Annotated in this window: 26 protein-coding genes, 1 pseudogene and 1 riboswitch; of the genes and pseudogenes, 12 read left to right on the top strand and 15 right to left on the bottom strand. The window is 48.0% G+C overall.

Going from position 1 to position 24,827, the window contains the following annotated elements:
- Positions 1–98 precede the first annotated feature (98 nt).
- Together FTE26_RS03220 and FTE26_RS03215 are read right to left on the bottom strand one after the other, a co-directional pair.
- The gene (locus FTE26_RS03220; protein ID WP_000341045.1) at positions 99–1,760 is read right to left on the bottom strand and encodes a flotillin family protein; all 1,662 of its coding nucleotides are present in this window, start codon (positions 1,758–1,760) and stop codon (positions 99–101) included.
- Between the two features lie 26 nt (positions 1,761–1,786).
- The gene (locus FTE26_RS03215) at positions 1,787–2,416 is read right to left on the bottom strand and encodes an OB-fold-containig protein (protein ID WP_000599956.1); all 630 of its coding nucleotides are present in this window, start codon (positions 2,414–2,416) and stop codon (positions 1,787–1,789) included.
- A 268-nt stretch (positions 2,417–2,684) separates the two neighbouring features.
- On the opposite strand from FTE26_RS03215, the gene glgS reads away from it, so the two are divergent.
- Positions 2,685–2,885: a cell surface composition regulator GlgS gene (glgS, locus tag FTE26_RS03210; RefSeq protein WP_000350095.1), complete on the top strand. Its 201-nt coding sequence runs from the start codon at positions 2,685–2,687 to the stop codon at positions 2,883–2,885.
- A gap of 42 nt (positions 2,886–2,927) precedes the next feature.
- Here glgS and FTE26_RS03205 read toward each other — a convergent pair.
- The 5 genes and pseudogenes from FTE26_RS03205 to ubiK all read right to left on the bottom strand — a co-directional run bounded on the left by FTE26_RS03205 (position 2,928) and on the right by ubiK (position 8,447).
- A pseudogene (locus tag FTE26_RS03205) lies at positions 2,928–3,992 on the bottom strand (hypothetical protein).
- A 1-nt stretch (position 3,993) separates the two neighbouring features.
- Positions 3,994–4,743, bottom strand: a complete 750-nt coding sequence (locus FTE26_RS03200; RefSeq protein WP_001269825.1) for a fimbrial biogenesis chaperone — start codon at positions 4,741–4,743, stop codon at positions 3,994–3,996.
- 15 nt (positions 4,744–4,758) lie between these two features.
- Positions 4,759–7,263, bottom strand: a complete 2,505-nt coding sequence (locus FTE26_RS03195; protein ID WP_000277135.1) for a fimbria/pilus outer membrane usher protein — start codon at positions 7,261–7,263, stop codon at positions 4,759–4,761.
- 59 nt (positions 7,264–7,322) lie between these two features.
- Positions 7,323–7,874, bottom strand: coding sequence for a fimbrial-like protein (locus FTE26_RS03190; RefSeq protein WP_001272149.1), 552 nt, complete (start codon positions 7,872–7,874; stop codon positions 7,323–7,325).
- A gap of 282 nt (positions 7,875–8,156) precedes the next feature.
- Positions 8,157–8,447, bottom strand: coding sequence for a ubiquinone biosynthesis accessory factor UbiK (ubiK, locus tag FTE26_RS03185; protein WP_001297598.1), 291 nt, complete (start codon positions 8,445–8,447; stop codon positions 8,157–8,159).
- A 121-nt stretch (positions 8,448–8,568) separates the two neighbouring features.
- Positions 8,569–8,717, top strand: a riboswitch (FMN riboswitch).
- A gap of 103 nt (positions 8,718–8,820) precedes the next feature.
- Here ubiK and ribB point away from each other — a divergent pair.
- Together ribB and yqiD are read left to right on the top strand one after the other, a co-directional pair.
- A complete protein-coding gene (gene ribB / locus FTE26_RS03180; protein WP_001076997.1) occupies positions 8,821–9,474 on the top strand; it encodes a 3,4-dihydroxy-2-butanone-4-phosphate synthase in 654 nt (217 codons plus the stop codon).
- A gap of 260 nt (positions 9,475–9,734) precedes the next feature.
- The gene (gene yqiD / locus FTE26_RS03175) at positions 9,735–9,905 is read left to right on the top strand and encodes a protein YqiD (RefSeq protein ID WP_000469266.1); all 171 of its coding nucleotides are present in this window, start codon (positions 9,735–9,737) and stop codon (positions 9,903–9,905) included.
- 57 nt (positions 9,906–9,962) lie between these two features.
- On the opposite strand, the gene zupT is transcribed toward yqiD, so the two are convergent.
- Complete coding sequence (gene zupT, locus FTE26_RS03170) at positions 9,963–10,736, bottom strand: zinc transporter ZupT (protein WP_001295627.1); 774 nt, start codon at positions 10,734–10,736, stop codon at positions 9,963–9,965.
- A gap of 142 nt (positions 10,737–10,878) precedes the next feature.
- Here zupT and ygiD point away from each other — a divergent pair, with 142 nt between their 5' ends.
- On the top strand, positions 10,879–11,667 hold the full coding sequence (gene ygiD, locus FTE26_RS03165) for a 4,5-DOPA dioxygenase extradiol (RefSeq protein WP_001299419.1): 789 nt from the start codon (positions 10,879–10,881) through the stop codon (positions 11,665–11,667).
- A gap of 37 nt (positions 11,668–11,704) precedes the next feature.
- Here ygiD and FTE26_RS03160 read toward each other — a convergent pair whose 3' ends face one another.
- The 3 genes from FTE26_RS03160 to tolC all read right to left on the bottom strand — a co-directional run bounded on the left by FTE26_RS03160 (position 11,705) and on the right by tolC (position 15,171).
- On the bottom strand, positions 11,705–12,865 hold the full coding sequence (locus FTE26_RS03160; RefSeq protein WP_000442860.1) for a glutathionylspermidine synthase family protein: 1,161 nt from the start codon (positions 12,863–12,865) through the stop codon (positions 11,705–11,707).
- Between the two features lie 5 nt (positions 12,866–12,870).
- A complete protein-coding gene (locus FTE26_RS03155) occupies positions 12,871–13,542 on the bottom strand; it encodes a DUF1190 family protein (protein ID WP_000831543.1) in 672 nt (223 codons plus the stop codon).
- A 147-nt stretch (positions 13,543–13,689) separates the two neighbouring features.
- Positions 13,690–15,171: an outer membrane channel protein TolC gene (gene tolC, locus FTE26_RS03150; RefSeq protein WP_000735278.1), complete on the bottom strand. Its 1,482-nt coding sequence runs from the start codon at positions 15,169–15,171 to the stop codon at positions 13,690–13,692.
- Positions 15,172–15,375: 204 nt separating this feature from the next.
- Here tolC and nudF point away from each other — a divergent pair, with 204 nt between their 5' ends.
- From nudF to parE, 5 genes are read left to right on the top strand one after another with little or no spacing between them, the layout of a single operon-like run.
- Complete coding sequence (nudF, locus tag FTE26_RS03145) at positions 15,376–16,005, top strand: ADP-ribose diphosphatase (protein ID WP_000917117.1); 630 nt, start codon at positions 15,376–15,378, stop codon at positions 16,003–16,005.
- The gene (locus FTE26_RS03140; RefSeq protein WP_000833393.1) at positions 16,006–16,428 is read left to right on the top strand and encodes a DUF1249 family protein; all 423 of its coding nucleotides are present in this window, start codon (positions 16,006–16,008) and stop codon (positions 16,426–16,428) included. It abuts the gene before it with no gap.
- A gap of 24 nt (positions 16,429–16,452) precedes the next feature.
- Positions 16,453–17,280, top strand: a complete 828-nt coding sequence (gene cpdA / locus FTE26_RS03135; RefSeq protein ID WP_000444747.1) for a 3',5'-cyclic-AMP phosphodiesterase — start codon at positions 16,453–16,455, stop codon at positions 17,278–17,280.
- The gene (yqiA, locus tag FTE26_RS03130; RefSeq protein ID WP_000105733.1) at positions 17,280–17,861 is read left to right on the top strand and encodes an esterase YqiA; all 582 of its coding nucleotides are present in this window, start codon (positions 17,280–17,282) and stop codon (positions 17,859–17,861) included. Before cpdA ends, yqiA begins: the two co-directional genes overlap by 1 nt.
- Before the next feature lie 28 nt (positions 17,862–17,889).
- Entirely contained in the window at positions 17,890–19,782 is a 1,893-nt protein-coding gene (gene parE / locus FTE26_RS03125) for a DNA topoisomerase IV subunit B (RefSeq protein WP_000195292.1), read from the top strand.
- A gap of 47 nt (positions 19,783–19,829) precedes the next feature.
- On the opposite strand, the gene FTE26_RS03120 is transcribed toward parE, so the two are convergent.
- Positions 19,830–20,144, bottom strand: a complete 315-nt coding sequence (locus FTE26_RS03120) for a putative quinol monooxygenase (RefSeq protein WP_000958598.1) — start codon at positions 20,142–20,144, stop codon at positions 19,830–19,832.
- A gap of 30 nt (positions 20,145–20,174) precedes the next feature.
- Positions 20,175–20,756: an NADPH:quinone oxidoreductase MdaB gene (gene mdaB, locus FTE26_RS03115; protein ID WP_000065430.1), complete on the bottom strand. Its 582-nt coding sequence runs from the start codon at positions 20,754–20,756 to the stop codon at positions 20,175–20,177.
- A 318-nt stretch (positions 20,757–21,074) separates the two neighbouring features.
- On the opposite strand from mdaB, the gene FTE26_RS03110 reads away from it, so the two are divergent.
- Complete coding sequence (locus FTE26_RS03110; RefSeq protein ID WP_000912120.1) at positions 21,075–21,407, top strand: DUF2645 family protein; 333 nt, start codon at positions 21,075–21,077, stop codon at positions 21,405–21,407.
- Between the two features lie 45 nt (positions 21,408–21,452).
- Here the strand turns inward: FTE26_RS03110 and qseC are convergent, their stop codons facing one another.
- Together qseC and qseB are read right to left on the bottom strand one after the other, a co-directional pair.
- Entirely contained in the window at positions 21,453–22,802 is a 1,350-nt protein-coding gene (qseC, locus tag FTE26_RS03105; RefSeq protein ID WP_000673354.1) for a quorum sensing histidine kinase QseC, read from the bottom strand.
- Positions 22,799–23,458 carry a quorum sensing response regulator transcription factor QseB gene (gene qseB, locus FTE26_RS03100; RefSeq protein ID WP_001221502.1) on the bottom strand — a complete coding sequence of 220 codons (660 nt, stop codon included), beginning with the start codon at positions 23,456–23,458 and terminating at the stop codon, positions 22,799–22,801. The genes qseC and qseB overlap by 4 nt, the downstream gene beginning before the upstream one ends.
- 151 nt (positions 23,459–23,609) lie before the next feature.
- Here qseB and ygiW point away from each other — a divergent pair, with 151 nt between their 5' ends.
- Together ygiW and FTE26_RS03090 are read left to right on the top strand one after the other, a co-directional pair.
- On the top strand, positions 23,610–24,002 hold the full coding sequence (gene ygiW, locus FTE26_RS03095) for an OB fold stress tolerance protein YgiW (RefSeq protein ID WP_000712658.1): 393 nt from the start codon (positions 23,610–23,612) through the stop codon (positions 24,000–24,002).
- A 52-nt stretch (positions 24,003–24,054) separates the two neighbouring features.
- Entirely contained in the window at positions 24,055–24,537 is a 483-nt protein-coding gene (locus FTE26_RS03090; RefSeq protein ID WP_000183494.1) for an AraC family transcriptional regulator, read from the top strand.
- The last annotated feature ends 290 nt before the right edge of the window (positions 24,538–24,827 follow it).

Below are 24,827 nucleotides of genomic sequence, written 5' to 3'. Positions count from 1 at the left end.
CAAAACGTTGCAACGACCTGATCATTTGCAGTTTTTAGCGGAACGCAGATATAAAAAATCCCCGGCTTTTTGTGCCAGGGACGTTCATAGCTGAAAATTTATTCTACGTTTTCGGCGACGGGAGTTGTTGAGGTTAAGGGTGAAGTCAATGCCGCCAGTGAGCCGTCTGAAACGCCAATTTCATTGAGCAAGGAGTCAATCAGCGGTGCCTGTGTGCGGTAAGAGAGAGCGGCTGATAATGCTTGTTCCGCCAGGTTTCCGCCCCCCACATTACCCGTGTTTGCATCACCCGCAGCGCTGCCACGATTCAGACCATCGACCTGAATAATCTTGATACCGTCAATAGATTTCATCGGCTCAACGGATTTTTCTATTACCGCAGGTAGCGCCTGCAACAAGGCCAGTTTGAATTTAAGGCTGGTTTGTTCATCAGAAAGTACGTTGATAGCATCGTTCAGCGCACGTTGTGCTTCTGCTTCCGCCAGACCCTTTTTACGTGTAGCTTCGGCTAACTCAACGATAGCCGCCGCCTGCATCTCTGCGGCTTCTTTTTCTGCTTTCGCCCGCACGGTCAGTTCAACCGCTTTGGTTTCTGCATCCTGCGCGGCAGCGATTAGGGCAACTTGTTTAGCACGATCGGCTTCTGCGGTCTGGCGAGTGGTTTCTACGTTTTGTTGCGCACTTACTGCTTCTGCGAGTGCAAGGTTAGCACGCGCTTCTGCCTGGGACTGTTGTTCCGATTTGGCGGCAATAGCGATCGATTTCGTCTGGTTGGCGATTTCGGTGACCTGCTGTTGTTCGATCTCTTTAATACGAACTTCACGTTCAGCCTCAACCTTTCTTGAGCGGACGGCCTGCTCGCGCTCGATCTCCGTTTCCTGAATTTGTCGTTCAGCCAGAATTCGCGTCTGCTCTGCTTCACGACGACGTTCAGCTTCAAAAGCCGCAATACGTGCATTCTGTTCGGCAGTACGGGTTTTAACCTGCTGCTCCTGCTCAAGCGTCATAAACGCTTCTTGTTGTTCAATCTCCAACTTGCGCGAAAGTGCATCACGGTTTTTCTCACGCACCGCAACTTCTACATCCTGTTCAACTTCGTTACGTTCGCGACGACGGCGCTCCGTCTCCTGAGTCAGTTTGGTTAAACCTTCGGCGTCAAAGGCATTGTTCGGATTGAAATGTTCTTTCGAGGTCTGGTTAAAGTTGGTAAGTGAAACGCTTTCCAGCTCAAGACCGTTTTTCGACAGGTCTTCTGCGACAGTATTTTGTACTCCCTGCACGAAGTTCTCGCGGGTATCCTGTAACTCATGCATGGTCATTTGTGCAGCTGTTGCACGGAGGGCATCGACAAATTTATCTTCAACCAACATACGTAAGTCTTCTGGTGATAGCGTGCGTTGCCCCAACGTCTGCGCCGCAGTGGCGATGCCTTCTACAGACGGTTTTACCCGTACAAAGAAAGCGACTACTACATCGACACGCATACGATCTTTCGTAATCAGGCTATCAATGGTTGAGCGGCTGACTTCCAGCTTCAGAGTATTCATATTGATGGGGATTATTTCATGAAAGATCGGCATCACGATTGCGCCACCGCTCATCACCACTTTTTGCCCACCTAAACCAGTACGAACAAAAGCTTGCTCTGCCGAAGCGCGACGATAGAGCCTGGCGAAAATAATTCCAATAATAAACAGAATGCATACGGCAATAATCGCGGTAAACATCCAGGAGGGCACAGAATTAACAATATCATCCATTATTAAATTTCCTTTTGATTAATAAATTACAATATTTGTGGCCAGGGATTGTTTTCCGCCAAATATCGCGTTGCAGAAAGTCGGCAAATAATTAACACTTTGTCTCCTTTAGTGAAAAATTTTCCTTCTTCAGGCTCCAGTAGTAAATAATGTATTTGGCCAAATTGATCGGTGAGTTTTCCTTCGCAGGGATTACCTGAAGTGGCTTGATGACCGGTAATTAATGCCATGCTACCAATATATTCTTCTTCTGTAATAGCTGAACTATGGTCGCGTGGAATCCAGGGCGCAACTATTTTACCGGTATAATGCACCGCAATAATCGTAAACAGTAAACTGACAGGAACCACGAACAGGTTCGACAGTGGTGATTGCCAGACCATGATGCAGGCATGCTGCAACAGGATGCCAATAAGACCAAAAAAACCAGCCAGCAAGCAGAGAACGACGAGAGCTGGCAATCTTCCGATATTGAGATAATGAAGTGCCTGGCTAATATGACCTGTGGTTATGGAATCATAATGGTCAAGATGTGCATCAAGAGCACCGGAGAGCATGTGACCGCAGATAAGCGCTAAAATTTCTAAAAGGCCGATCAACAGTACAAAGGAAATAGTGAAAAGATAAGGGGTATTATAGTCGGCGAATAAAATCATATGTCACTCCAATGTCCATTTAGTGACGCAATATTTACTTTGGGATAGTTTCCTTGCTTACATTTATCTTTGTTAATAATAACACATGTTAGAGAAGTTCTGGAAGAGAAAGTTTTTTAATATGGTTTTTTATTTTTCACTAAAAAGTGTGATCGGGGACAATATATTTACGCACGTTATGTTTAAAGGCACTACACTGATTGGGGAATACTGAAATCAGAAAAAGCATATGGCCTTAAAAGGTATGCGATAACCGGAGGATGTGCTTATGGATCATAGTCTTAATTCTTTAAATAATTTCGATTTCCTGGCGCGTAGTTTTGCCAGAATGCACGCAGAAGGTCGCCCGGTCGATATTCTTGCCGTTACTGGTAACATGGATGAAGAACATAGAACCTGGTTTTGCGCACGTTATGCCTGGTATTGTCAACAGATGATGCAGGCAAGAGAGCTGGAGTTAGAGCACTGATATAACGGGCCTGATGGCCCGTTTTAGTGTTTGTATTAGATGCTAGTTATAGGTGATTTTGAGGATGACGTCTTTACTAAACGGTCCCTCAACAACAGTCTCTGCCGGATTCGCACTAAGTTCTGCCCTGAATGGTGCGGTGACCGAAGGTGCACTAGACGATGAAAAAGAAGCAAATTGTGAGAAGCGGTTAAATTCCGTTGCTGTTCCATCTTTATGAAATATCTTCAATAGCAGTCCATTACCCATATCCAGATGGCTATAATCACTCAAAATATCCGTAGTGAAAAAGCTCCCTAAAATATTGAATTGCTCAGTACAGGCCGCACCAGGATCTTTTGTCATGACTACACTAAACGTCTCACTAACGCTGGTATTTTTAATTGTTCGGGAATTTATTTTACCAAAGTCAACAACGCCATCAGCTGGTTCCAGTGCGACATTAACAAAGCAGTCAAGGACATGAATATTATTTAATCCACGAATCCTGAAGGTCAAATTTTTGTCTACTTCTATAGCTCCTGCGCCACTCATACCTTTAAACTCTAGAGCGATATATTCATCAGGTAACACCAGGTTTTTATTAACTCTATTGGCATTTTTTGCTAATTTAATATAGAGTTGTACGCGAGCTGGAAAGGTTACTGATAATTGAGGCTCAGGACCTCCACTACAGACAGCGGGGTTTTTATAGTGATTATTAAAGGTACCCGCTCCTTTTATATCAATGCATTCTGGTGCTGCGATAGCATTAGGGGCAGTCGAATCATAATCAACTCCATTGTATGTTACGCCAAAAATATAGGAGTTCTGATTATAAAAGTCCTGACCGCCTGGTAAAAACATCATTATATTAGTCTAGGCTGATGGGTATTCTTCTCCAGGTGATGGGGCAGGTAATGCATTATTACAGAAGACATTCATAAAATACTCACTGCTTTGCCAGATCTTATCACCTTTTTTACCATTACTGGGGATAGAAATTCTTGGTACGTAACCAATGACTACGGTATTTCCCCCTTCATGTTCAGCATAGCAGTCCATTGCCCATACAGGTAATGCACTAAAACCTATAATAAATATAATTACAATTAATAAGTAGCGCATATTATTTATCTCGTTTGGCTACGGAAACATTACAAGAGTTATTAACCGTCGGGCAGTTTATTTCATAAAAACTTAATCCACCAAAATCATTGATATAACCAACCTGAAAAGCTGACGGAACATTTTTAAACTGCGTATCTGCATGGCTATAAGGGGTTACCATTAAACTTTGCGTTTGTGGCAACATTGTGATTCCGTTTGTTCCGATATAACCCAGCGTAACGTGATAAGGCATCTTATTGTTAAAGCGGATCGAACCATCATTTCTACGGATGATTTCAACTTTTTCGTAAGACATTACCCCATCATCTTCTAATTCAATAGCTTTTGGTCGCCAGAATAGTTTCAATGCGTGCTGCATAGTGACTTGCATCACATTTTTTTTATCTGTTTTTGGCGGTATTTCTCGCACGTTAAAATAGAAGAGCGTTTCTCTGTCATTAGGCAGTTGAGCAATTTTTTCCTGACTTATCATTCTTATTTGAATTTGCTCACTGGGATTTAAACGTACCATAGGGGGAACCGTGACAATAAAGTCACGTGATTTATTGCCTTTCGTATCTTCTATCCATGTTTGCGCCAGATAGGGTAGATTTTTGCTTTGATTAGTAAGTTTTAATGCTTCCCCTTTATCTGACTCATTCATTATGATACGGGTACGGTCCGGGATGATGGCACCCCAGGCAATGCTGCTCATGCAGGCGAGTAATACTCCTGCTGCAATGAGATTCTTTGTGTTTAAGTAGCGCATTAGTTTCATCCTGAATTAATTTTGGCTAATACACGGTAAAATAACCGTTCCGGTGGTTAAGTTGCTGCTATTGGGTGGTTGAATAAAACAGGATTTATCACCCCAGCGTAAAGTAAGTTTGCTGTCATCCTGAATGCCGTTGAGGTATACAAAGCCGCCATCAGCAACCAGTCCTAATTCTTTATGGCTGGTTTTATCTTTTACGCTAATCCCCAGTGGTGGGTGACTACCATCTGCCAGGCGAATAACCCCCATGATTTGATAGCCCTTGCGGGTATCAAGTTTGGCGTAGCCAATAGCACCTTCGGTTAAGGTGGTGGTGATAACCGAGTTTTCGATATCCACATTTTCTGGAAGATTTCGGGTATCAACGCTTAATGATGTTGTTATGTAACTGCTGACTGATGGAATAACTCCGATGCCATACCGATTAGTTACCGCGCGTTTATTGTTCAACGGAATATCTTCTGCACCATCTGCGTCGATCATAAAACGCGAGTCAGCACTACCACTATAGTCATGGAAAGCGGCTCCGTGACGAGTCGCCGTGAATGAACCATTCCAACTGGCATTCAGAGAATAATAACTGTCTCGCTGTGATGTCCCGGAGAGATAGAGACGACCGTTCTCGGTATTATGCTGATAACTGGCGCGTAGTGACGCTTTCATATCTTTGAATTCATCATTGTCGCCTGAAGCAGAAACGCTCCAGGAATTATTTCGATCGGAAGAGTCATACCACGAAGCAGTATGCGAAATCTTGTTATCCTGATTTCGTTGCATACCATAGCTCAATGTTCTACTGGTTCCCCAGGGAATCGAAATATTTAGGTACAGTTGATCCTGGTTGTCTTCTTCCCAGTTTATTCGGCTAAATGTTAGAGAAGTGGAGACGTTTTTTAATGGCCCGATATCAAAATCGCGGCTAAGTGATAATGAATAATTCACATTACTGCTGGCGTCCCAGTAAGTATTACGAGCCAAACTTACGTATGTATTTAACCTTAATGATTCAAGATACTGGTTAAACGTGACAATATAACTCTCTTTTTCATTCTGATAATTCGTGTAATGGTTAGTGTCATTGATATATTCATTCATTGTCACAAAGTTTTTATCAGAGAAACGGTAACCAGCGAAAGTGAGCTGGCTACCGGTAGATTCAAAACGTTTTGAATAGTTAGCGCGGTAGCTATAACCCGTTTCTTTATCCTGATTATGCAACTGAGCATCAGATCGTGTGACATCAAAAGATAATGAACCCAATGAGTTAAGGTTAAAGCCAACGCCGGCAGCCAGAGATTGATAATCACGGTTTGTTAAAACTGAACCACCATACAGGGATACATTGTTCAGCCAACCCCATGAGAATTCACCAGTCCAGAAGAAGGGTTGTTGTAAGGAATCACCACCAACGCTGGTCGGTTTACCCATAGCAGTGGTGTAGCGAATCTGCCCTTTACGCGTCAGATAAGGAATACTATTAGATGCAACTTGCCATTGCGTGACTTGCCCGTCCTCTTCTTCAACCTTGACGTCCAGTTGCCCCTGTAATGTATTGAATAAATTAGTAATAGCAAATGGGCCAGGAGGAACATTTTCTTGATAAATAATACGGTTGTTCTGTGAGACAGTGACCTTTGCATTCGTTTGTGCAACACCCGTGATTTGCGGTGCGTAACCACGTAGATCAGGCGGCAACATATTCTCATCGCTTTTCAACGAAACGCCAGAAAAATGGAAAGAGTCGAAAATAGAGGATTCAGTATCGTATTGACCTATAGTTAGTTTTGCATTAATTGCTGGGATTGGGCGAAACAAATAAATACGCGGAAAATCCAGGTTGTTCGCCTGGCTTTTGCCATTGTTAAATGACTGATCGTACTGGTAATCAGTACGCAGGCGCCAGGCCCCAAGATTAACCCCAGCCTGCCCATAGGAACTTATATTTTGTGAATTATCGCCCTGATGTGGTGCATAATGAGAGGCATATAAATTGTAGTCAAGAAATGCCCCAGCAATACCATGATCCCAAAGTTCAGGAGGCGTCCAGTTTGCATCTTTGTATTTTAACCATGCCTGAGGTGCAGATATGGATAATTGCATTTTCCCTTTATCGAGATAAGTTGTAATTTGTTTTTCTTTTTCGATAGGGTAACAACCATCGATCAGGTTTTGCTGAGCCACTTCAATAATCTCATCAGTAAAGCCTAATAATGTTAATTGCTCTGGAGTCAGACAAACTGCAGTTTGGTTATCAATTAATACCCATTGCAGGTCCAGATGGATTGGCGTCCTTTTATTATTAATAAGAGCGTTTAATGAGTATTTACCTACGGGTAATTGGCCATCAGTTTCAAATTGGGAAAGGTTAACGTTTTCACGATCTTCGGCTTCGATTAAATCTTTGTTGAATTCAACGGCATAAGCTGACGCACAACCAATGATGAGAACGGATAATGAACAATAAATATTTTTAATCAATTCGCTTATTGTGGTTAATTTTAATTTTTTATACATCTGTTCCACTTATCATTAATCCGTTAATGATGTGGCCGGGCGAACCCGGCCTAATGTGATTACTCGTAAGCAATCTTATAGTCAGCCTGAGCGTAAACGTTGCCCGGGGTAGCATCTTTGCTTGGGGATTCCATACGAGCTTTGAAGTTCAGTTCCTGATAGCTGTTAGTATTGTTGAATGTAATTACTACCGGAGTACCTAAAGTCACTTCGCCGCTCTGGCTATCCAGAATACGTACGCCAACGCCTGTGGCACCACCGATTTCAGTTTCTTTGGTGTTTTTCAGCAGGTCAGTCTGACCCGTCATAGTATTCGCTGTGGTGAAAGTAACCTTCGCTTTTGAATAAGTGGTTCCACCCTGGCTCAACATGCAGTCTTGCAGGTGAATAGTGAAAGGCTCAGCCAAAGATTTCTGGTCGCTTTTCAGAACGGTATCTGCTACTTCACCCAGATTTACAGTTAAGTCTTCGTCACCTGGTTTAATTGAACATGGAGCAGAGATAACTTCACCTTTAAATTTAACAATGCCGTGACCTTCGTCAGCAAATACGTTATTGGAAAGAATCATTGCTACGCCAGCAACAAGAAGTGACTTTTTAAAAGCAGACATAATATTCCTTTATATAAATATAAGTAGAAAATGAATGATTAGTAACTGTTATTTAAGGATTGCTAATCATTCAAATATTATATTTTACTTTTCGGGTTTTATGAAATTAGTTTATCTAAATATGGATTAAGTAAAACTTAAAAAATACATAACAATTATATTTTCAATTGCACTCATTCATTTTTGTGATGATATTCTGAATGGAGTTAAGCGATAAGGTAATAGAAAGCACTGTAAATTAGAGGATTAATTCATAATTTACAGTGCATTAAAGACAAATGTTTACAGCGTTGGGGGGAGAGTCTCTGGATCTGGCTGCTTTTTAATCTCAGTACTGCGATTTTCCAGTTCGCTCATTCTTTGTTCAAGCAGCGCCAGTTTCTCACGAGTCCGTAACAGGACTTGCGTTTGGACGTCGAACTCTTCACGGCTTACAAGGTCGAGGCGCGTCAGCTGAGCTTGTAGGGTTTGGCGGATTTTTTTCTCCACATCTTCCCCGAACTCCCTGATTCCTTTAGGCATTGATTCGTGAACCTGGCGAGCGATTTGCTCAATTTTTTTCGGGTCAATCATTGTAGTTTCCCTGTACTGATAGGTGTTGAGTACCATTGTAGTGCGATAAGGGTAAGTCATAAACCAGAATTATGTGAAGCTATGCGTTGCTGCCGCTAATCATTAGCGTTATAGTGAATCCGCTTATTCTCAGGGCGGGGCGAAATTCCCCACCGGCGGTAAATCAACTCAGTTGAAAGCCCGCGAGCGCTTTGGGTGCGAACTCAAAGGACAGCAGATCCGGTGTAATTCCGGGGCCGACGGTTAGAGTCCGGATGGGAGAGAGTAACGATTCTGTCGGGCATGGACCCGCTCACGTTATTTTGGCTATATGCCGCCACTCCTAAGACTGCCCTGATTCTGGTAACCATAATTTTAGTGAGGTTTTTTTACCATGAATCAGACGCTACTTTCCTCTTTTGGTACGCCTTTCGAACGTGTTGAAAATGCACTGGCTGCGCTGCGTGAAGGACGCGGTGTAATGGTGCTTGATGATGAAGACCGTGAAAACGAAGGCGATATGATCTTCCCGGCAGAAACCATGACCGTTGAGCAGATGGCGCTGACCATTCGCCACGGTAGCGGTATTGTTTGCCTGTGCATCACTGAAGATCGCCGTAAACAACTTGATCTGCCAATGATGGTAGAAAATAACACCAGCGCCTATGGCACCGGTTTTACCGTGACCATTGAAGCGGCTGAAGGTGTGACTACCGGTGTTTCTGCCGCTGATCGTATTACGACCGTTCGCGCAGCGATTGCCGATGGCGCAAAACCTTCTGATCTGAATCGCCCGGGCCACGTTTTCCCACTTCGCGCGCAGGCAGGTGGTGTACTGACGCGTGGCGGTCATACTGAAGCGACTATTGATTTGATGACGCTGGCAGGCTTTAAACCGGCTGGTGTGCTGTGTGAGCTGACTAATGACGATGGCACGATGGCGCGTGCACCAGAGTGCATTGAGTTTGCCAATAAACACAATATGGCGCTCGTGACTATTGAAGACCTGGTGGCATACCGTCAGGCACATGAGCGTAAAGCCAGCTGAAAACCGCTGCTTAATTACTGCCTTAATCAAGAAACCGAAGTTGTAGCTGGCTTCGGTTTTTATTTTGCCCCGCTATGCAAGATGTTAATTCCGCTTCTCTTTCTATGAGAAAATTTCATTAATATCAGGCATTCTTTTTCATTATGATCAAAATCATATAATTGTTCCGTTATTATGCGACCATATGAATATATCCGAAAAAGGATATGTGAAATTTATGCGCTAAATGTTTAGTATTGTTAAATATTAAGGGTAAAAGGATGTTTATCGCCTGGTACTGGATTGTATTGATTGCTCTGGTTGTGGTGGGTTATTTCCTGCATTTGAAACGTTATTGTCGGGCGTTTCGCCAGGACAGAGACGCACTGCTTGAAGCGCGGAACAAATACTTAAACAGTACGAGAGAAGAGACAGCCGAAAAGGTAGAATAAGGCTTTCGTGAAGCTGGCAGAAGTTGTCCATGTGCTGGACAACTTCTGATGTTGTTTTTAACCAATTCCCGCCGTTTGTAGCAGCACTAAACTGAATCCCATCACTGACATTCCACATAGTACGCCATAGCTGGGGTTATTATTAGGGTCAATCTCTTTGGCGAGCGGCATTAATTCATCAACCGAGAGCGCCACCATAATTCCTGCAACCGCCGCCATGATTGCCGCCATGACCACCGGGGAAATCATGCTACCGAGGATTAACCACGCCAGCACACCACCAAGAATTTCTGCTAGTCCAGAAATCCCCGCCCACAGAATCGCGGTGCGTTTAGACCCCGTTGCCGCATAAACCGGGCCTGCCACTGCCAGACCTTCAGGGATATTGTGCAAAGCGACGGCCAGTGCGATGCCAAATCCCAGCTCCAGGTTGCTGCTCGCCGTGACAAAGGTGGCAATCCCTTCCGGGAAGTTATGCAGACTGATGCCGAGAGTGAGCAGAATGGCTGTGCGCTTGATCGATTTTGGCAACGGCTGCACCGATTTTTGCATTAAATCCTGCGGATGCGCATGTGGCAACATGCGGTCCAGGCCAAAATAGCCAAGCAGACCGAAGATAAACATTCCATAACCCAACACAGGCGACATTCCTTCAGCTGCTAGTGCGGCAGGAAGCATTTCCATTAATGAGATGAGCAACATGATCCCCGCCGCAAATCCTAGCGAAAACGCCAGTAAGCGGTTCGAGGGTTTTTGCCCGAGAACGCCGAGAAACGCGCCAATAAACGTGGCTGCCCCCGCCAGTATGGTCAGAATGAGAGGTACTGACATCGACAACTCCTTATAAATCTTCACCTTCAGGCAGATCGTCAAAATAACTGATGATCATCATCATTGTTATCCGGGTTCTTACTCCGCCGAACAAGCGTATTGTGAGGATATCAAAATGACACCTTTAGTTAAGGATATCATCATGTCTTCAACACGTATGCCAGCATTGTTTTTAGGTCACGGTAGTCCGATGAACGTGCTGGAAGATAATTTGTATACCCGCAGCTGGCAGAAGTTGGGGATGACATTGCCACGCCCGCAAGCGATTGTGGTGGTTTCGGCTCACTGGTTTACCCGTGGAACAGGAGTGACCGCGATGGAGACGCCGCCCACGATTCATGACTTTGGTGGCTTCCCGCAGGCGCTGTACGATACGCATTATCCTGCTCCGGGTTCGCCTGTGCTGGCACAGCATCTGGTTGAGCTGTTAGCGCCGGTCCCGGTGACGCTGGATAAAGAAGCCTGGGGCTTTGACCACGGTTCCTGGGGCGTGCTGATTAAGATGTATCCTGACGCCGATATCCCGATGGTGCAGTTGAGTATCGACAGTAGCAAACCTGCCGCCTGGCATTTCGAAATGGGGCGCAAACTGGCAGCGCTGCGAGATGAAGGAATAATGTTGGTCGCCAGTGGCAACGTGGTGCATAACCTGCGTACAGTGAAGTGGCACGGTGATAGTTCACCATATCCTTGGGCGATGTCGTTTAATGAGTATGTGAAAGCGAATCTGACGTGGCAAGGGGCGGTAGAGCAGCATCCTCTGGTGAATTACCTCGACCATGAAGGTGGCGCGTTATCGAACCCAACGCCGGAGCACTATCTGCCGTTGTTGTATGTCTTAGGTGCGTGGGATGGGCAGGAGCCAATTACCATTCCGGTCGATGGTATAGAAATGGGCAGCCTGAGTATGCTGTCGGTGCAGATAGGTTAACAATTACCGGATGGCGAATGCCATCCGGCATCATTGATTACTCAACAAAAATATGTGGATAAAACCGAGACATATCCTGGGTGATCAATGCACGGTCTTCACGAATGCCAATTCCGGCGGGTTGATCGTTCACCAGCCAGCTACCAATCAGCATATAGCTGTCGCCGAATTTCGGTAACGGGTGGAATTGCTGAACAATCATCCCTTCTTCGCCATACGGACCTTCCGCTGCTTCAATGGTTTTGCCGTTTTCAATGATCGACACGTTTGCGCCTTCACGGGAGAAGATCGGTTTAACCACATATTTTTCCATTTGCGGATGATCATCTTCCGCAAAATAAGCGGGCAGCAGGTTCGGGTGATTCGGGAACATCTCCCACAGTAGCGGTAGAAGTGCCTTGTTGGAGATAATGCTCTTCCACGCCGGTTCCAGCCAGCGTACGCCTGCATCCTCCAGCTTGGTGGAAAACATCTCACGCAACATAAATTCCCACGGATACAGCTTGAACAGGTTGGAAATTACCTGATCCTGTAAATCCGTGAACTGACCTTTTTCACCTAACCCGATATCATCGATGTAGAGGAACTCAGTAGCAATTTCAGCTTCCGTTGCGCAGTCCTGCAAATACTGAATGGTTCCGCGATCTTCCACCGTGTCGCGACAGCAGGTGAGATGCAGCAACTGGAAGCCATACTGTTCACGCAGCTCAACGAAGCGATCGATCAGTTTTTCTTGCAGACTGTTAAACTGGTCGCTGCCCTCCGGCAAGTTACCGGCGTTAAGCTGATCTTCCAGCCAGATCCACTGAAAGAACGCCGCCTCGTATAGTGACGTTGGCGTATCGGCGTTATTTTCCAGAAGTTTAGGTTCGCCAGTGCCATCCCACGCCAGATCAAGACGCGAATAAAGCGATGGCTGGTGCGTCAGCCATGACTGGCGCACAAAACTCCAGGTGTGTTTTGGAATGCGGAATTTGGTCATCAGCTCATCGCTGGCGATCACTTTTTCCACCACTTTCAGGCACATCTGGTGCAGTTCGGCGGTGACTTCTTCCAGCTTTTCAACCTGGGCGAGGGTCAACTTGTAGTAAGCATCTTCACACCAGTACGGCTCGCCGTACATGGTGTGAAAATTGAAACCGTATTCGTGGGCTTTCTCACGCCAGTCCGGGCGCTCGGTAATACTGACTCTTTCCATCGGTATCAGCCACCCATTGAACGAGAAGAGGTGCCAGTTGCGCTACGCTGCATAGTGCTTTGTTTGGCAACAGATTCACCAAAACCGCCACGGGTAACGGTAGTGGTGGTCGCCGGTTTTGGTGCCATGGCTGTCTTCGGTACGGTCATGGTGCGGCCTGGCTGGGCTGCGCCATAGTTTTTACCCGTCGCGTCGGTATATTTACCGTAAGCCGGGCTGGCTGGGTTTTTCGAGGAGAACAGCGGCTGCTGTGCAAATCCCGCGCCGCCGCCCATCAGACGCCCCATCATGTAACCGGCCATCAGCGGCATCCAGAAACTCCCGCTGGATTGCTGGGCCTGCGCCTGGTTTTCTGGTGCCATGCCAGCCTGGGCTGGTGCCTGCTGGCACTGACCTTCACCAAATTCAGCAACACAGTCTTCACGGGTGGCGTATTTCGGCGCAGTACGTTCGGCTTCTTTCAGCGCATTGTTGTACGCGGTGGTACATTCGGCGCTTTTGCCTGGGTTTGCAGCTGAACAGTCGTCAGCATTTTGATAGAGAGACACTGTTTCATCACTCTTTTCACAGCCAGCCAGCATAAAAACAGTGGCAACCGCGAGAGCGACTGGTGTCAGATGGCGCGCGCTCCAGTTTTTGCGGAACGATGCGTGGCGTATGGATTTTGTCCGTTTCATTTTTGTCTTCCGGGACCAGTGGTAAATACCCATCAGAATAGAGGATGGCTGGTCGAAATTGAAGCGAGAAGGGGGAAGAATGCGGCAGATAACCCGTATCTTTACGTTGCCTTACGTTCAGACGGGGCCGAAGCCCCGTCGTCGTCATCAGTTACGGAAAGGGTTATGACCGTTACTGGTGGTAGTGCGTGCGGATGTTTGCTGAACGACGGGTGCCGGGCTATCAGGCGCATAACCATCAGCAATAGCATTCTGTTCCGGCGTTTGCGGGGCAACGTTTTCCGGATTAGTGGAAACCGGTTTGCTCAGCGCATTGTTCAGTGCCAGCAGATCCTGCTCGTTCAACGTACCCAGGGCTGACTTAATATTCAGCTGATTAATCAGGTAGTTATAACGCGCATTTGCCAGCTCTTGCTTAGCGTTGTACAGCGTGGTGGTTGCATCCAACACATCAACAATGGTACGCGTACCGACCGAGTAGCCCGCTTCCATCGCGTCTAATGAGCTTTGAGCGGAAACTACGGCTTGTTTGTAGGCGTTAATGCTACTGATAGATGCATTAATGTTGTTGAAGGAGGAACGTACGGTTTGCACGACGCTACGATGCGCGCTTTCCAGTTGCTCGCTGGCACCAACAAAGTTGTACTGGGCCTGTTTCACCTGCGAGTTAACCATTCCGCCCTGATAAATCGGCAGCGAGAAGCTCAGGCCCACTTTGTTCTGGCCCATATTGCTGTCGTCATACTGGGTACCAGCGGCACCACGAGTTTTCGAACCGCTATAAGAGGTGTCAGAAATCCCGGTAGAAGCCGTTAAATCCAGCGTCGGTAAGTGACCATCCTGCGCCTGGCGAATTTGCTCGCGCGCCAGGTCCTGGCTCAAGCGTGCCTGTAACAGCGACAGGTTGCGTTTTTCGGCTTCTTTCAGCAGCGCGTTAACCGGCTGTGGTTTGTCGGTTTTAAAGTTTTCGACATTCAGCGCTGCCAGTTCTGGATAGTAGTTACCGGTGATCTGGCGCAGCTGCTCTACCGCGTTATCAAGGTTATTACGTGCGGTCACTTCGTTCGCCAGCACGGTATCGTACTGCGCGCGGGCGTTCTGCACGTCGGTTATCGCTACCAGGCCCACGTTAAAACGTTGGGTGGTTTGATCTAATTGACGGTAGATCGCTTCTTTTTGTGCCTGTGTATAGGAAAGAACGTCAATAGCATTCAACACGTTAAAATAAGCGGTCGCGGTGTTGAGGATCAAGGTTTGCTGATCGGTCTGATATGTGACGTCCTGAATCCCTGCTGCTTTTTCCTGCAGCGTTAACGCACGCCATTTCGACATATCAAAAATGGATTGAGTTAACTGCAGGGACGCACTGGTCGCGTTAGAGTTGATGCCGTTCGCGTCGCGGTAGCCGTTGCTATAGGTGTAATCTGCACCTAAACCTAGCTGTGGCAGTAATGGACTGCGCGCTTCATTAATTTTTTCAAAGGCAGCATCACGATCGGCGGCAGACTTACGCAATTCCGGGTTACTAAGGCGTGCTTGCTGATAAACTTGCATCAGGTTCTCGGCCTGGCTCAACGAACTGAACCCAGAAAGGCTCAGGCCGATAAGAATGGGGAGCAATTTCTTCATTTGCATTCCTTGTGGTGAAGCAGTATTTAGCGCGATCAAACTGTAAAATTATTGCGGATTCTAGCAGAAGCCGCTACCGCAAAAGGTTGGCGTTACGTGCCATAGGGCGTTAATGTGCCTCAATTTAACACATGACTGCTCAAACGGCAGTCAAACGTCGCTGAAATTCACATTTAATTCACTATTAGTGCCAGGACATTAACAATGCTTAAGCCAGACAACCTGCCCGTTACATTTGGCAAAAACGATGTAGAAATTATTGCACGAGAAACACTTTATCGCGGCTTTTTTTCATTAGATCTTTATAGATTTCGTCATCGTTTATTCAACGGGCAAATGAGTCATGAGGTACGGAGGGAAATTTTTGAGCGCGGTCACGCCGCAGTCTTGCTACCCTTTGACCCAGTGCGTGATGAAGTTGTGCTGATTGAGCAGATTCGGATTGCCGCATACGACACCAGTGAAACCCCCTGGCTACTGGAGATGGTTGCCGGGATGATAGAAGAGGGTGAAAGTGTGGAAGATGTTGCCCGTCGCGAAGCGATTGAAGAGGCGGGACTGATAGTCAAACGGACCAAACCGGTGTTAAGTTTCCTGGCAAGCCCGGGGGGCACCAGTGAGCGTTCGTCAATTATGGTGGGCGAAGTGGACGCCACGACCGCAAGCGGTATTCATGGTCTGGCTGATGAAAACGAAGATATTCGCGTTCATGTGGTAAGCCGGGAACAGGCATACCAGTGGGTAGAAGAGGGGAAAATCGACAACGCAGCGTCGGTCATCGCTTTGCAATGGCTGCAGCTGCATCATCAAGCGTTAAAAAATGAGTGGGCATAAATGAAGCGTTACACACCTGACTTTCCTGAAATGATGCGCCTGTGCGAGATGAACTTTTCACAATTGCGCCGTTTGTTACCGCGCAATGACGCACCCGGCGAAACTGTAAGCTATCAGGTGGCAAACGCACAATATCGGCTGACGATTGTGGAATCGACCCGATACACTACCCTGGTGACAATAGAACAGACTGCGCCCGCGATCAGTTACTGGAGCCTTCCGTCAATGACGGTGCGTCTGTATCATGACGCGATGGTGGCTGAAGTGTGTTCAAGCCAGCAGATTTTTCGCTTCAAAGCGCGGTATGATTATCCTAATAAAAAGTTGCATCAACGCGACGAAAAGCATCAAATTAACCAGTTTTTAGCGGACTGGTTGCGATACTGTTTAGCACATGGAGCGATGGCGATTCCGGTTTACTAGCGTCGTGAAACCTAAGGACACCATTTGGAAAGCCTGTTAACCCTTCCTCTGGCTGGTGAGGCCAGAGTCAGGATTTTACAAATTACCGATACTCACCTGTTTGCACAAAAGCACGAAGCCCTGTTAGGGGTAAACACCTGGGAAAGCTACCAGGCGGTGCTGGAGGCGATTCGTCCACATCAGCACGAATTCGACCTGATTGTCGCGACAGGTGATTTAGCGCAGGATCAATCCTCTGCGGCCTATCAGCATTTCGCTGAAGGCATCGCAAGTTTTCGTGCGCCCTGCGTCTGGCTGCCGGGCAACCACGATTTCCAGCCCGCGATGTACAGCGCGTTACAGGATGCGGGTATCTCCCCGGCGAAGCGCGTGTTTATTGGTGAGCAATGGCAAATCCTGTTGCTGGATAGCCAGGTGTTTGGCGTGCCGCACGGTGAGCTGAGCGAGTTTCAGCTTGAGTGGCTGGAACGTAAACTGGCCGATGCGCCAGAACGCCATACGTTGCTGCTGCTGCATCATCATCCGCTACCTGCGGGTTGTAGTTGGCTCGATCAACACAGTCTGCGTAACGCGGGCGAACTGGATACCGTGCTGGCGAAGTTTCCGCACGTCAAATACTTGCTGTGCGGTCATATTCATCAGGAGCTGGATCTCGACTGGAACGGTCGCCGCCTGCTGGCAACGCCGTCGACCTGTGTGCAGTTTAAGCCGCACTGTTCCAACTTTACGCTGGACACCATCGCGCCCGGCTGGCGTACTCTCGAGTTACATGCTGATGGCACGCTGACCACCGAGGTGCATCGCCTGGCGGACACACGTTTCCAACCTGATACCGCTTCAGAAGGCTACTGATGTCTACGCTTCTTTATTTACACGGTTTCAACAGCTCGCCGCGCTCTGCAAAAGCGAGCTTGTTAAAAAACTGGCTGGCGGAACATCACCCTGACGTTGAGATGATCATTCCGCAGTTGCCGCCGTATCCTTCCGACGCGGCAGAGCTGTTGGAATCCATTGTCCTGGAACATGGCGGCGATTCGCTGGGTATTGTCGGTTCGTCACTGGGGGGATATTACGCCACCTGGTTGTCGCAATGTTTTATGCTGCCCGCAGTGGTGGTAAACCCGGCGGTACGCCCGTTTGAACTGCTGACGGACTATCTCGGTCAGAACGAGAACCCCTACACCGGGCAGCAATATGTGCTAGAGTCACGCCATATTTACGATCTCAAAGTCATGCAGATTGACCCGCTGGAAGCGCCGGATTTGATCTGGCTGCTGCAACAGACGGGAGATGAAGTGCTGGATTACCGCCAGGCGGTGGCGTACTACGCTTCCTGCCGCCAGACTGTCATAGAAGGCGGCAACCACGCATTCACGGGCTTCGAAGATTATTTCAACCCGATCGTCGATTTTCTTGGTCTGCACCATCTCTGACGATCAACTCGAATTACTAACTTAAACCATGACGCAAACTTATAACGCTGATGCCATTGAGGTACTCACCGGGCTTGAGCCGGTTCGCCGCCGTCCGGGGATGTATACCGATACCACTCGCCCTAACCATTTGGGGCAAGAAGTTATTGATAACAGTGTCGATGAAGCACTGGCGGGTCACGCAAAACGCGTGGATGTAATCTTACATGCTGACCAGTCGTTAGAAGTTATTGACGATGGGCGCGGGATGCCGGTGGATATTCACCCGGAAGAGGGTGTACCGGCGGTTGAACTGATTCTTTGCCGTCTGCATGCAGGCGGTAAATTCTCTAACAAAAATTACCAGTTCTCTGGCGGCCTGCATGGCGTGGGGATTTCGGTGGTTAACGCCCTGTCGAAGCGCGTAGAAGTTAACGTGCGCCGCGATGGTCAGGTTTATAACATCGCCTTTGAAAATGGCGAAAAGGTGCAGGATTTACAGGTTGTCGGCACTTGCGGTAAACGCAATACTGGTACCAGCGTGCACTTCTGGCCGGATGAAACCTTCTTTGACAGCCCGCGTTTTTCTGTTTCACGCCTGACACATGTGCTGAAAGCCAAAGCGGTATTGTGCCCTGGCGTTGAGATCACTTTTAAAGATGAGATCAACAATACCGAACAACGCTGGTGCTATCAGGACGGTCTGAATGATTACCTGGCGGAAGCGGTAAATGGTCTGCCGACGCTGCCGGAAAAACCGTTTATCGGTAATTTCGCTGGTGATACTGAAGCTGTGGACTGGGCGCTACTGTGGCTGCCGGAAGGCGGTGAACTGCTGACCGAAAGCTACGTCAACCTTATCCCAACGATGCAGGGCGGTACCCATGTTAATGGTCTGCGTCAGGGCCTGTTGGACGCGATGCGTGAGTTCTGTGAATACCGCAACATTCTGCCGCGCGGCGTGAAGCTGTCGGCGGAAGATATCTGGGATCGCTGCGCCTATGTTCTGTCGGTGAAAATGCAGGATCCGCAGTTTGCCGGGCAGACCAAAGAGCGTCTCTCTTCGCGTCAATGCGCGGCATTCGTTTCAGGCGTGGTGAAAGATGCCTTTATCCTGTGGCTGAACCAGAACGTTCAGGCGGCGGAGTTGCTGGCAGAGATGGCGATTTCCAGCGCCCAGCGTCGTATGCGTGCGGCTAAAAAAGTGGTGCGTAAAAAGCTGACCAGCGGCCCGGCGCTGCCTGGCAAACTGGCTGACTGTACCGCGCAGGACCTTAACCGTACCGAACTGTTCCTCGTGGAAGGTGACTCCGCAGGCGGATCTGCCAAGCAGGCGCGCGATCGCGAATATCAGGCGATCATGCCACTGAAAGGTAAGATCCTTAACACCTGGGAAGTCTCTTCCGACGAAGTGCTGGCCGCGCAGGAAGTGCATGATATTTCGGTAGCGATCGGTATCGATCCTGACAGCGACGATCTGAGCCAGCTTCGTTATGGCAAAATCTGTATCCTCGCGGATGCGGACTCTGATGGTCTGCACATTGCCACGCTGCTCTGCGCTTTGTTCGTAAAACACTTCCGCGCGTTGGTGAAACACGGTCACGTTTACGTCGCACTGCCACCGCTCTACCGTATTGATCTCGGGAAAGAGGTTTATTACGCGCTGACGGAAGAAGAGAAAGAGGGCGTACTTGAGCAATTAAAACGCAAGAAAGGCAAGCCGAACGTCCAGCGTTTTAAAGGTCTGGGGGAAATGAACCCGATGCAATTGCGTGAAACCACGCTTGATCCGAACACTCGCCGTCTGGTGCAGTTGACTATCGATGATGAAGACGATCAGCGTACTGACGCGATGATGGATATGCTGCTGGCGAAGAAACGCTCGGAAGATCGCCGCAACTGGTTGCAAGAGAAAGGCGACATGGCGGAGATTGAGGTTTAAAGGAAAGAACATTGCCCGGTCAGGATGGCCGGGCAAACAAGGCAGGTTTAAATCCCAGGTTGCAGGATGCGGATATTCATCTCCAGCACGTCGCCTTTTACGGCTTCGCTGTACGCCTTCATGTGCGGGGTTTGCAGATGCGCTTCAAGATGCGCGATGCTTTCCCACTGCTCAATCATCACGATAGAATCCGGTGCCATAGACTGGAAACTCACGCCAGCAGCGCAATCCACCATTGGCGCATAGCCGTGGCAACCTTCTTCTTTCAGTACGGTTGGAACGATTTTAGCAAACTGATCCAATACCGCCTGACGGTGATGTTGACCAGGACGAGTACGGATTTCTGCGATTACGGTAAGCATGGTTAACTCCTTCTAAAGCCTGAGCTCTAGTTAACCAAAAATTTCCACAAGATGCTTGCGATATTCTTCAGTATAGCGGGGAACATCAGGCATTTTTATCACGTCATTAGCGATAAATGTCGGCAGCGGTTCCATGCCAAGGAATTGGTTTGCTTTATGGAACGGCAGATACACACCGTCGACGCCAACGCCGTGGAAGAATTGATCTTTTTCGGTGAAGGCTTCCATTGGTGCGTTCCAGGTCAGAGAAAGCATATATTTTTTGCCCTGTACCAGGCCGCCGGAACCGTATTTTTTTGACGGATCTTTGCGGGTACGGCCATCGCTGGCATACAGCGTTCCATGACCTTCGGTGAATACATCATCAATATATTTTTTCACTGTCCACGGCGCGCCCATCCACCAGCCTGGCATCTGCCAGATCACCACATCAGCCCAGAGAAAGTTTTGTACTTCCGCTTTGACATCGTAGTCGCTGTCGGCGCGAACGATGCGGACATCATGCCCGAGGTCGCGCAGTGTGCCATCCGCGACTTCGGTCAGGGTGTCGTTCAGTTGACCATTGGAGTGGGCGAATTTTTTCGCGCCGTTGATAATCAGGATGTTGCTCATTTTTTAACCTCAAGGTGAGACGTTTGCCGACTATAGTACGTCACAGAGCGGTACGGTGAAATTAGCAAAATGTGCAAAGTCTTTTGCGAATTTAGCAAAAGTCTGATCTTGCTCTGACTCACCGATGCAGGATAAATATTTTCTGAAAATGACAATACTGATAGCCATTCCTCATAATTCTTACTCGCACCGGAATAATTTACACGTTTGGTTCGGTTTTTTTTGGGATTGAAAATATGGCTTTGAATAAGTAAAAGATGAAAATATCAACGTGTCATGTTGATAATTATAAATGGATTTTTATGAGCGTACTGATATATGTTAAAGCATAAAATTCAAACAATATTTGAAGCTCTGTTATACATAATGCTTACTTATTGGTTAATAGATGCTTTTTTTGCTTTCAATAAGTATGACTGGATGCTTGAGTCGGGAGACAATATTTGCAGTATACCTTCCGTTTCAGGCGAAGATCGTATATTGCAAGCAATGATTGCAGCATTTTTTCTTCTTACGCCACTTATTATTCTTATCTTAAGAAAACTCTTTATGCGGGAAATGTTCGAGTTTTGGGTATATGTATTCTCGCTCGGTATTTGTCTGGTTTGTGGTTGGTGGCTTTTTTGGGGACGGTTTATATTTTGCTATTAGTAAAATCTATGAGAGTCGTTTTAACGGCTCTCATAGACAGAGAAGTTACCAGCTTACCTTCGCCTCAAATCCACCTTGTTCCGCATTCCCAAACTCAACATTCATGCCATGCAATTTGGCGATTCGCTGGACAATCGATAGCCCAAGTCCACTGCCGGTAGCGGTTTGTCCGGGGGGGCGATAGAAGCGTTCGCCAATTCGCGCCAGAGCCTCTGGCGTCACACCGGGGCCGTTATCCCTCACGATGAAATTATCAGCATTCAGCGTGACGTCTATCACGCTGCCCTGTGGACTGTAGCGCACGGCGTTATCCAGCAAATTTCGCACCAACAAACTTAGCAATAGCGGTTGTCCGGTGCGTTTGATGCCGTGGGCATTGAGTGTCAGTCGCACGTCAATTTTCGCCTGCTGCGCCGTGTGGTAAATATCCATCACCGACGATTGCAGGAGATCTTCAAGCGGGATCTCCGCGACGTCCTGAAGGTTATCCAGTGAGTCCAGCCGCGATAGAGTGAGCAGTTGATCAACCAGACGAGTAGCGCGATCGATCCCGTAATGTAATTGAAGCAGCGCTTTTTTCCGCGCTTGCGGATCATCGTCAGAAAGCTGCGCAACTTCGGTTTGCACTTTCAGCGCCGTTAACGGGCTACGTAGTTCGTGAGCTGCGTCGGAGGTAAAGCGTCGTTCACGAACCATCATCGCATGTGTGCGGGCGAACAGTTGATTTAGCGACTCAACCAACGGACGCACTTCGCTGGGTACGCCAGTCGCGTTTAGTGGTTTTTCCGAGTCAGGGTCACGCATACGCAGCGCCAGCGCCAGTTTGTTCAGCGGCGCGAGTTCACGACCCAATAGTACCATCATGATGATTAACATAATCGGCAGTGCGACCAGCCACGGGATCAATTGCCCGGCAACAATCGCCAGCGCCATGTCTTCACGGTATTCCCATTCCTGACCAACAACGATGCGATATTTGCCATCAGGTGAGGTCATCCAGACAAAACGCCATTGATCTTTATCGCCCACCAGTTGCCCGTCAGCAAAACCTTCCCGTTGATAGCTATAAGGAATATCTTCTCCGTTATCGCCATCGTTAAGGACCATTCTGCCGTCGTGGGTAAAGATGGCAAAGGTCAGCGCATCGTCATCAACATGACCGTGTTTTAATTTATTTGGCGTCTGTGCCATGCGATCCGCCGCGTTGATTTCGTTGAGATCGAGCGTACTTAACCGCTTGGCAAACAGCATCAGTTGGGTGTCGAACAATTCATCGACGTTATCCGTTGTTTGTTTCCAGGCGACAAAGCTGGAAAGCAGCCAGGTCACCGAGGCCAGAATTAAAAAGATTAGCGTCAGCCTGACGCGCAGACTAAGACGTTGGGTAAATTTCATTTCTCACCTAATGTGTAGCCAATACCATGCACGGTACGAATAAAATCACTACCGAGTTTGCGTCGCAGATGATGCACATGCACTTCAACGGCATTACTGGTGACCTCTTCGTCCCAGGTATACAGTTTCTCTTCAATCAGTTTGCGCGGCAGTACCCGACCAGCGTTACGCATCAGTAATTCCAGCAGGGCAAATTCTTTTGGTTTCAGTGTTAAGGGTTCGCCAGCCAGCGTGGCGATACGTTTGCCGGGGTCGAGCATGACGTTACCGTGGCGCAGCTCGTTGCTGGCCTGGCCGTTGGTTCGGCGCATCAGAGCTTCCAGCCTGGCGGCGACTTCTATCAACGCAAAAGGTTTACACAGATAATCGTCAGCTCCCAGACGCAGCCCTTCTACACGTTCCTCCAGCGCATCGCGCGCGGTCAGGATCAGTACCGGCTCACGCTGACCTTTTTCTCGCCATTCGCGCAAAATATCGCGACCATCCATGCCTGGTAAGGTTAAATCCAGGATCACCGCATCATAAGGCGCGCTATAAAGCGCCTCTTTTCCCTGACGACCTTGTGTAAACCAGTCGACGCTAAAACCCATTTTACTAAGGCCCGTTTTGATGCCGTCGCCAATCAGCATGTCATCTTCTATCAGTAAAATTCGCATTTTTTCATCCCTGCGATAACCGTATTTGCTGCCAGTAAACCGTGTTGTAACGCGCTCTGTACAGCACTAAATTTTATTTTTTTCCCTTAAGAAGTTGTTAAGGACTATCTTGTTAAATGCTCGGAAACAGACATTAAAGGGAGTAATAAACATGAAAAAATTCGCAGCAGTAATCGCAGTAATGGCCCTGTGCAGCGCACCGGTGATGGCAGCAGAGCAGGGCGGTTTTTCTGGCCCATCGGCAACGCAAAGTCAGGCCGGAGGATTCCAGGGGCCGAACGGCAGCGTAACGACCGTAGAAAGCGCAAAATCCCTGCGTGACGACACCTGGGTAACCCTGCGCGGCAATATCGTTGAACGCATCTCTGACGATCTCTACGTGTTTAAAGATGCCAGCGGTACTATCAATGTTGATATCGACCACAAACGCTGGAACGGTGTGACGGTGACGCCGAAAGATACGGTTGAGATTCAGGGTGAAGTCGATAAAGACTGGAATTCTGTTGAAATTGACGTCAAACAGATCCGCAAAGTAAATCCGTAATTGTTACCGCTCCCGGGACGCGTTCCCGGGAATAATTTCGCAGGGAGGCAAAATGACAAACCTGACACTGGATGTAAACATTATCGATTTCCCATCAATCCCTGTGGCGATGTTGCCGCACCGCTGTAGCCCTGAGTTGCTCAACTACAGTGTGGCGAAATTTATCATGTGGCGTAAAGAGACGGGGCTTTCTCCTGTTAACCAAAGCCAGACTTTTGGCGTCGCCTGGGACGACCCTGCCACCACCGCACCGGAAGCGTTTCGCTTTGATATCTGCGGCAGCGTTAGCGAACCGATTCCCGATAATCGTTATGGTGTGAGCAATGGTGAACTTACCGGTGGACGTTATGCCGTGGCCCGCCACGTTGGCGAGCTGGACGATATTTCACACACGATATGGGGCATTATTCGCCACTGGCTGCCTGCAAGCGGCGAGAAAATGCGTAAAGCACCGATTCTGTTTCACTACACCAATCTTGCCGAAGGGGTGACAGAGCAGCGACTGGAAACGGATGTTTATGTGCCGTTGGCGTGATGGGGAATCTTTACCGGAGTGTGAGCCAAATCACTCGCGATAAGTTTGAGCGAACAATGCCACAGGCGTATTGTTGTTGGGCTTATAATTTCTCCGGTAAGGAATACCATGTATACGCGAAATTTATTATCCGGTGCGCCGTAAGCCGTCTCGGGGGTATCCATGAGCAAGCCGCACTTATGGCAGGAGGCGCGGGGCACTGGTGGAGACACAGCTAAACTGGGCTGAACCGTATACTTACAGTCGACTACTTTGATGCTTTAGGCTTCCCTGGACTCGCATAACCTCAA

Source organism: Escherichia sp. S10b, assembly GCF_028421345.1.
Taxonomy (GTDB): Bacteria; Pseudomonadota; Gammaproteobacteria; order Enterobacterales; family Enterobacteriaceae; genus ECMA0423.
Note: the sequence above shows the minus strand (reverse complement) of the source record. Positions and strands in the feature narration are given on the sequence as shown.

What these genes read in the sequence shown, in the direction of transcription:
- FTE26_RS03220 (WP_000341045.1), bottom strand. Translation starts at nt 1,760, where the DNA reads ATGGATGATATTGTTAATTCTGTGCCCTCCTGGATGTTTACCGCGATT.
- FTE26_RS03215 (WP_000599956.1), bottom strand. Translation starts at nt 2,416, where the DNA reads ATGATTTTATTCGCCGACTATAATACCCCTTATCTTTTCACTATTTCC.
- glgS (WP_000350095.1), top strand. Translation starts at nt 2,685, where the DNA reads ATGGATCATAGTCTTAATTCTTTAAATAATTTCGATTTCCTGGCGCGT.
- FTE26_RS03200 (WP_001269825.1), bottom strand. Translation starts at nt 4,743, where the DNA reads ATGCGCTACTTAAACACAAAGAATCTCATTGCAGCAGGAGTATTACTC.
- FTE26_RS03195 (WP_000277135.1), bottom strand. Translation starts at nt 7,263, where the DNA reads ATGTATAAAAAATTAAAATTAACCACAATAAGCGAATTGATTAAAAAT.
- FTE26_RS03190 (WP_001272149.1), bottom strand. Translation starts at nt 7,874, where the DNA reads ATGTCTGCTTTTAAAAAGTCACTTCTTGTTGCTGGCGTAGCAATGATT.
- ubiK (WP_001297598.1), bottom strand. Translation starts at nt 8,447, where the DNA reads ATGATTGACCCGAAAAAAATTGAGCAAATCGCTCGCCAGGTTCACGAA.
- ribB (WP_001076997.1), top strand. Translation starts at nt 8,821, where the DNA reads ATGAATCAGACGCTACTTTCCTCTTTTGGTACGCCTTTCGAACGTGTT.
- yqiD (WP_000469266.1), top strand. Translation starts at nt 9,735, where the DNA reads ATGTTTATCGCCTGGTACTGGATTGTATTGATTGCTCTGGTTGTGGTG.
- zupT (WP_001295627.1), bottom strand. Translation starts at nt 10,736, where the DNA reads ATGTCAGTACCTCTCATTCTGACCATACTGGCGGGGGCAGCCACGTTT.
- ygiD (WP_001299419.1), top strand. Translation starts at nt 10,879, where the DNA reads ATGTCTTCAACACGTATGCCAGCATTGTTTTTAGGTCACGGTAGTCCG.
- FTE26_RS03160 (WP_000442860.1), bottom strand. Translation starts at nt 12,865, where the DNA reads ATGGAAAGAGTCAGTATTACCGAGCGCCCGGACTGGCGTGAGAAAGCC.
- FTE26_RS03155 (WP_000831543.1), bottom strand. Translation starts at nt 13,542, where the DNA reads ATGAAACGGACAAAATCCATACGCCACGCATCGTTCCGCAAAAACTGG.
- tolC (WP_000735278.1), bottom strand. Translation starts at nt 15,171, where the DNA reads ATGAAGAAATTGCTCCCCATTCTTATCGGCCTGAGCCTTTCTGGGTTC.
- nudF (WP_000917117.1), top strand. Translation starts at nt 15,376, where the DNA reads ATGCTTAAGCCAGACAACCTGCCCGTTACATTTGGCAAAAACGATGTA.
- FTE26_RS03140 (WP_000833393.1), top strand. Translation starts at nt 16,006, where the DNA reads ATGAAGCGTTACACACCTGACTTTCCTGAAATGATGCGCCTGTGCGAG.
- yqiA (WP_000105733.1), top strand. Translation starts at nt 17,280, where the DNA reads ATGTCTACGCTTCTTTATTTACACGGTTTCAACAGCTCGCCGCGCTCT.
- parE (WP_000195292.1), top strand. Translation starts at nt 17,890, where the DNA reads ATGACGCAAACTTATAACGCTGATGCCATTGAGGTACTCACCGGGCTT.
- FTE26_RS03120 (WP_000958598.1), bottom strand. Translation starts at nt 20,144, where the DNA reads ATGCTTACCGTAATCGCAGAAATCCGTACTCGTCCTGGTCAACATCAC.
- mdaB (WP_000065430.1), bottom strand. Translation starts at nt 20,756, where the DNA reads ATGAGCAACATCCTGATTATCAACGGCGCGAAAAAATTCGCCCACTCC.
- FTE26_RS03110 (WP_000912120.1), top strand. Translation starts at nt 21,075, where the DNA reads ATGTTAAAGCATAAAATTCAAACAATATTTGAAGCTCTGTTATACATA.
- qseC (WP_000673354.1), bottom strand. Translation starts at nt 22,802, where the DNA reads ATGAAATTTACCCAACGTCTTAGTCTGCGCGTCAGGCTGACGCTAATC.
- qseB (WP_001221502.1), bottom strand. Translation starts at nt 23,458, where the DNA reads ATGCGAATTTTACTGATAGAAGATGACATGCTGATTGGCGACGGCATC.
- ygiW (WP_000712658.1), top strand. Translation starts at nt 23,610, where the DNA reads ATGAAAAAATTCGCAGCAGTAATCGCAGTAATGGCCCTGTGCAGCGCA.
- FTE26_RS03090 (WP_000183494.1), top strand. Translation starts at nt 24,055, where the DNA reads ATGACAAACCTGACACTGGATGTAAACATTATCGATTTCCCATCAATC.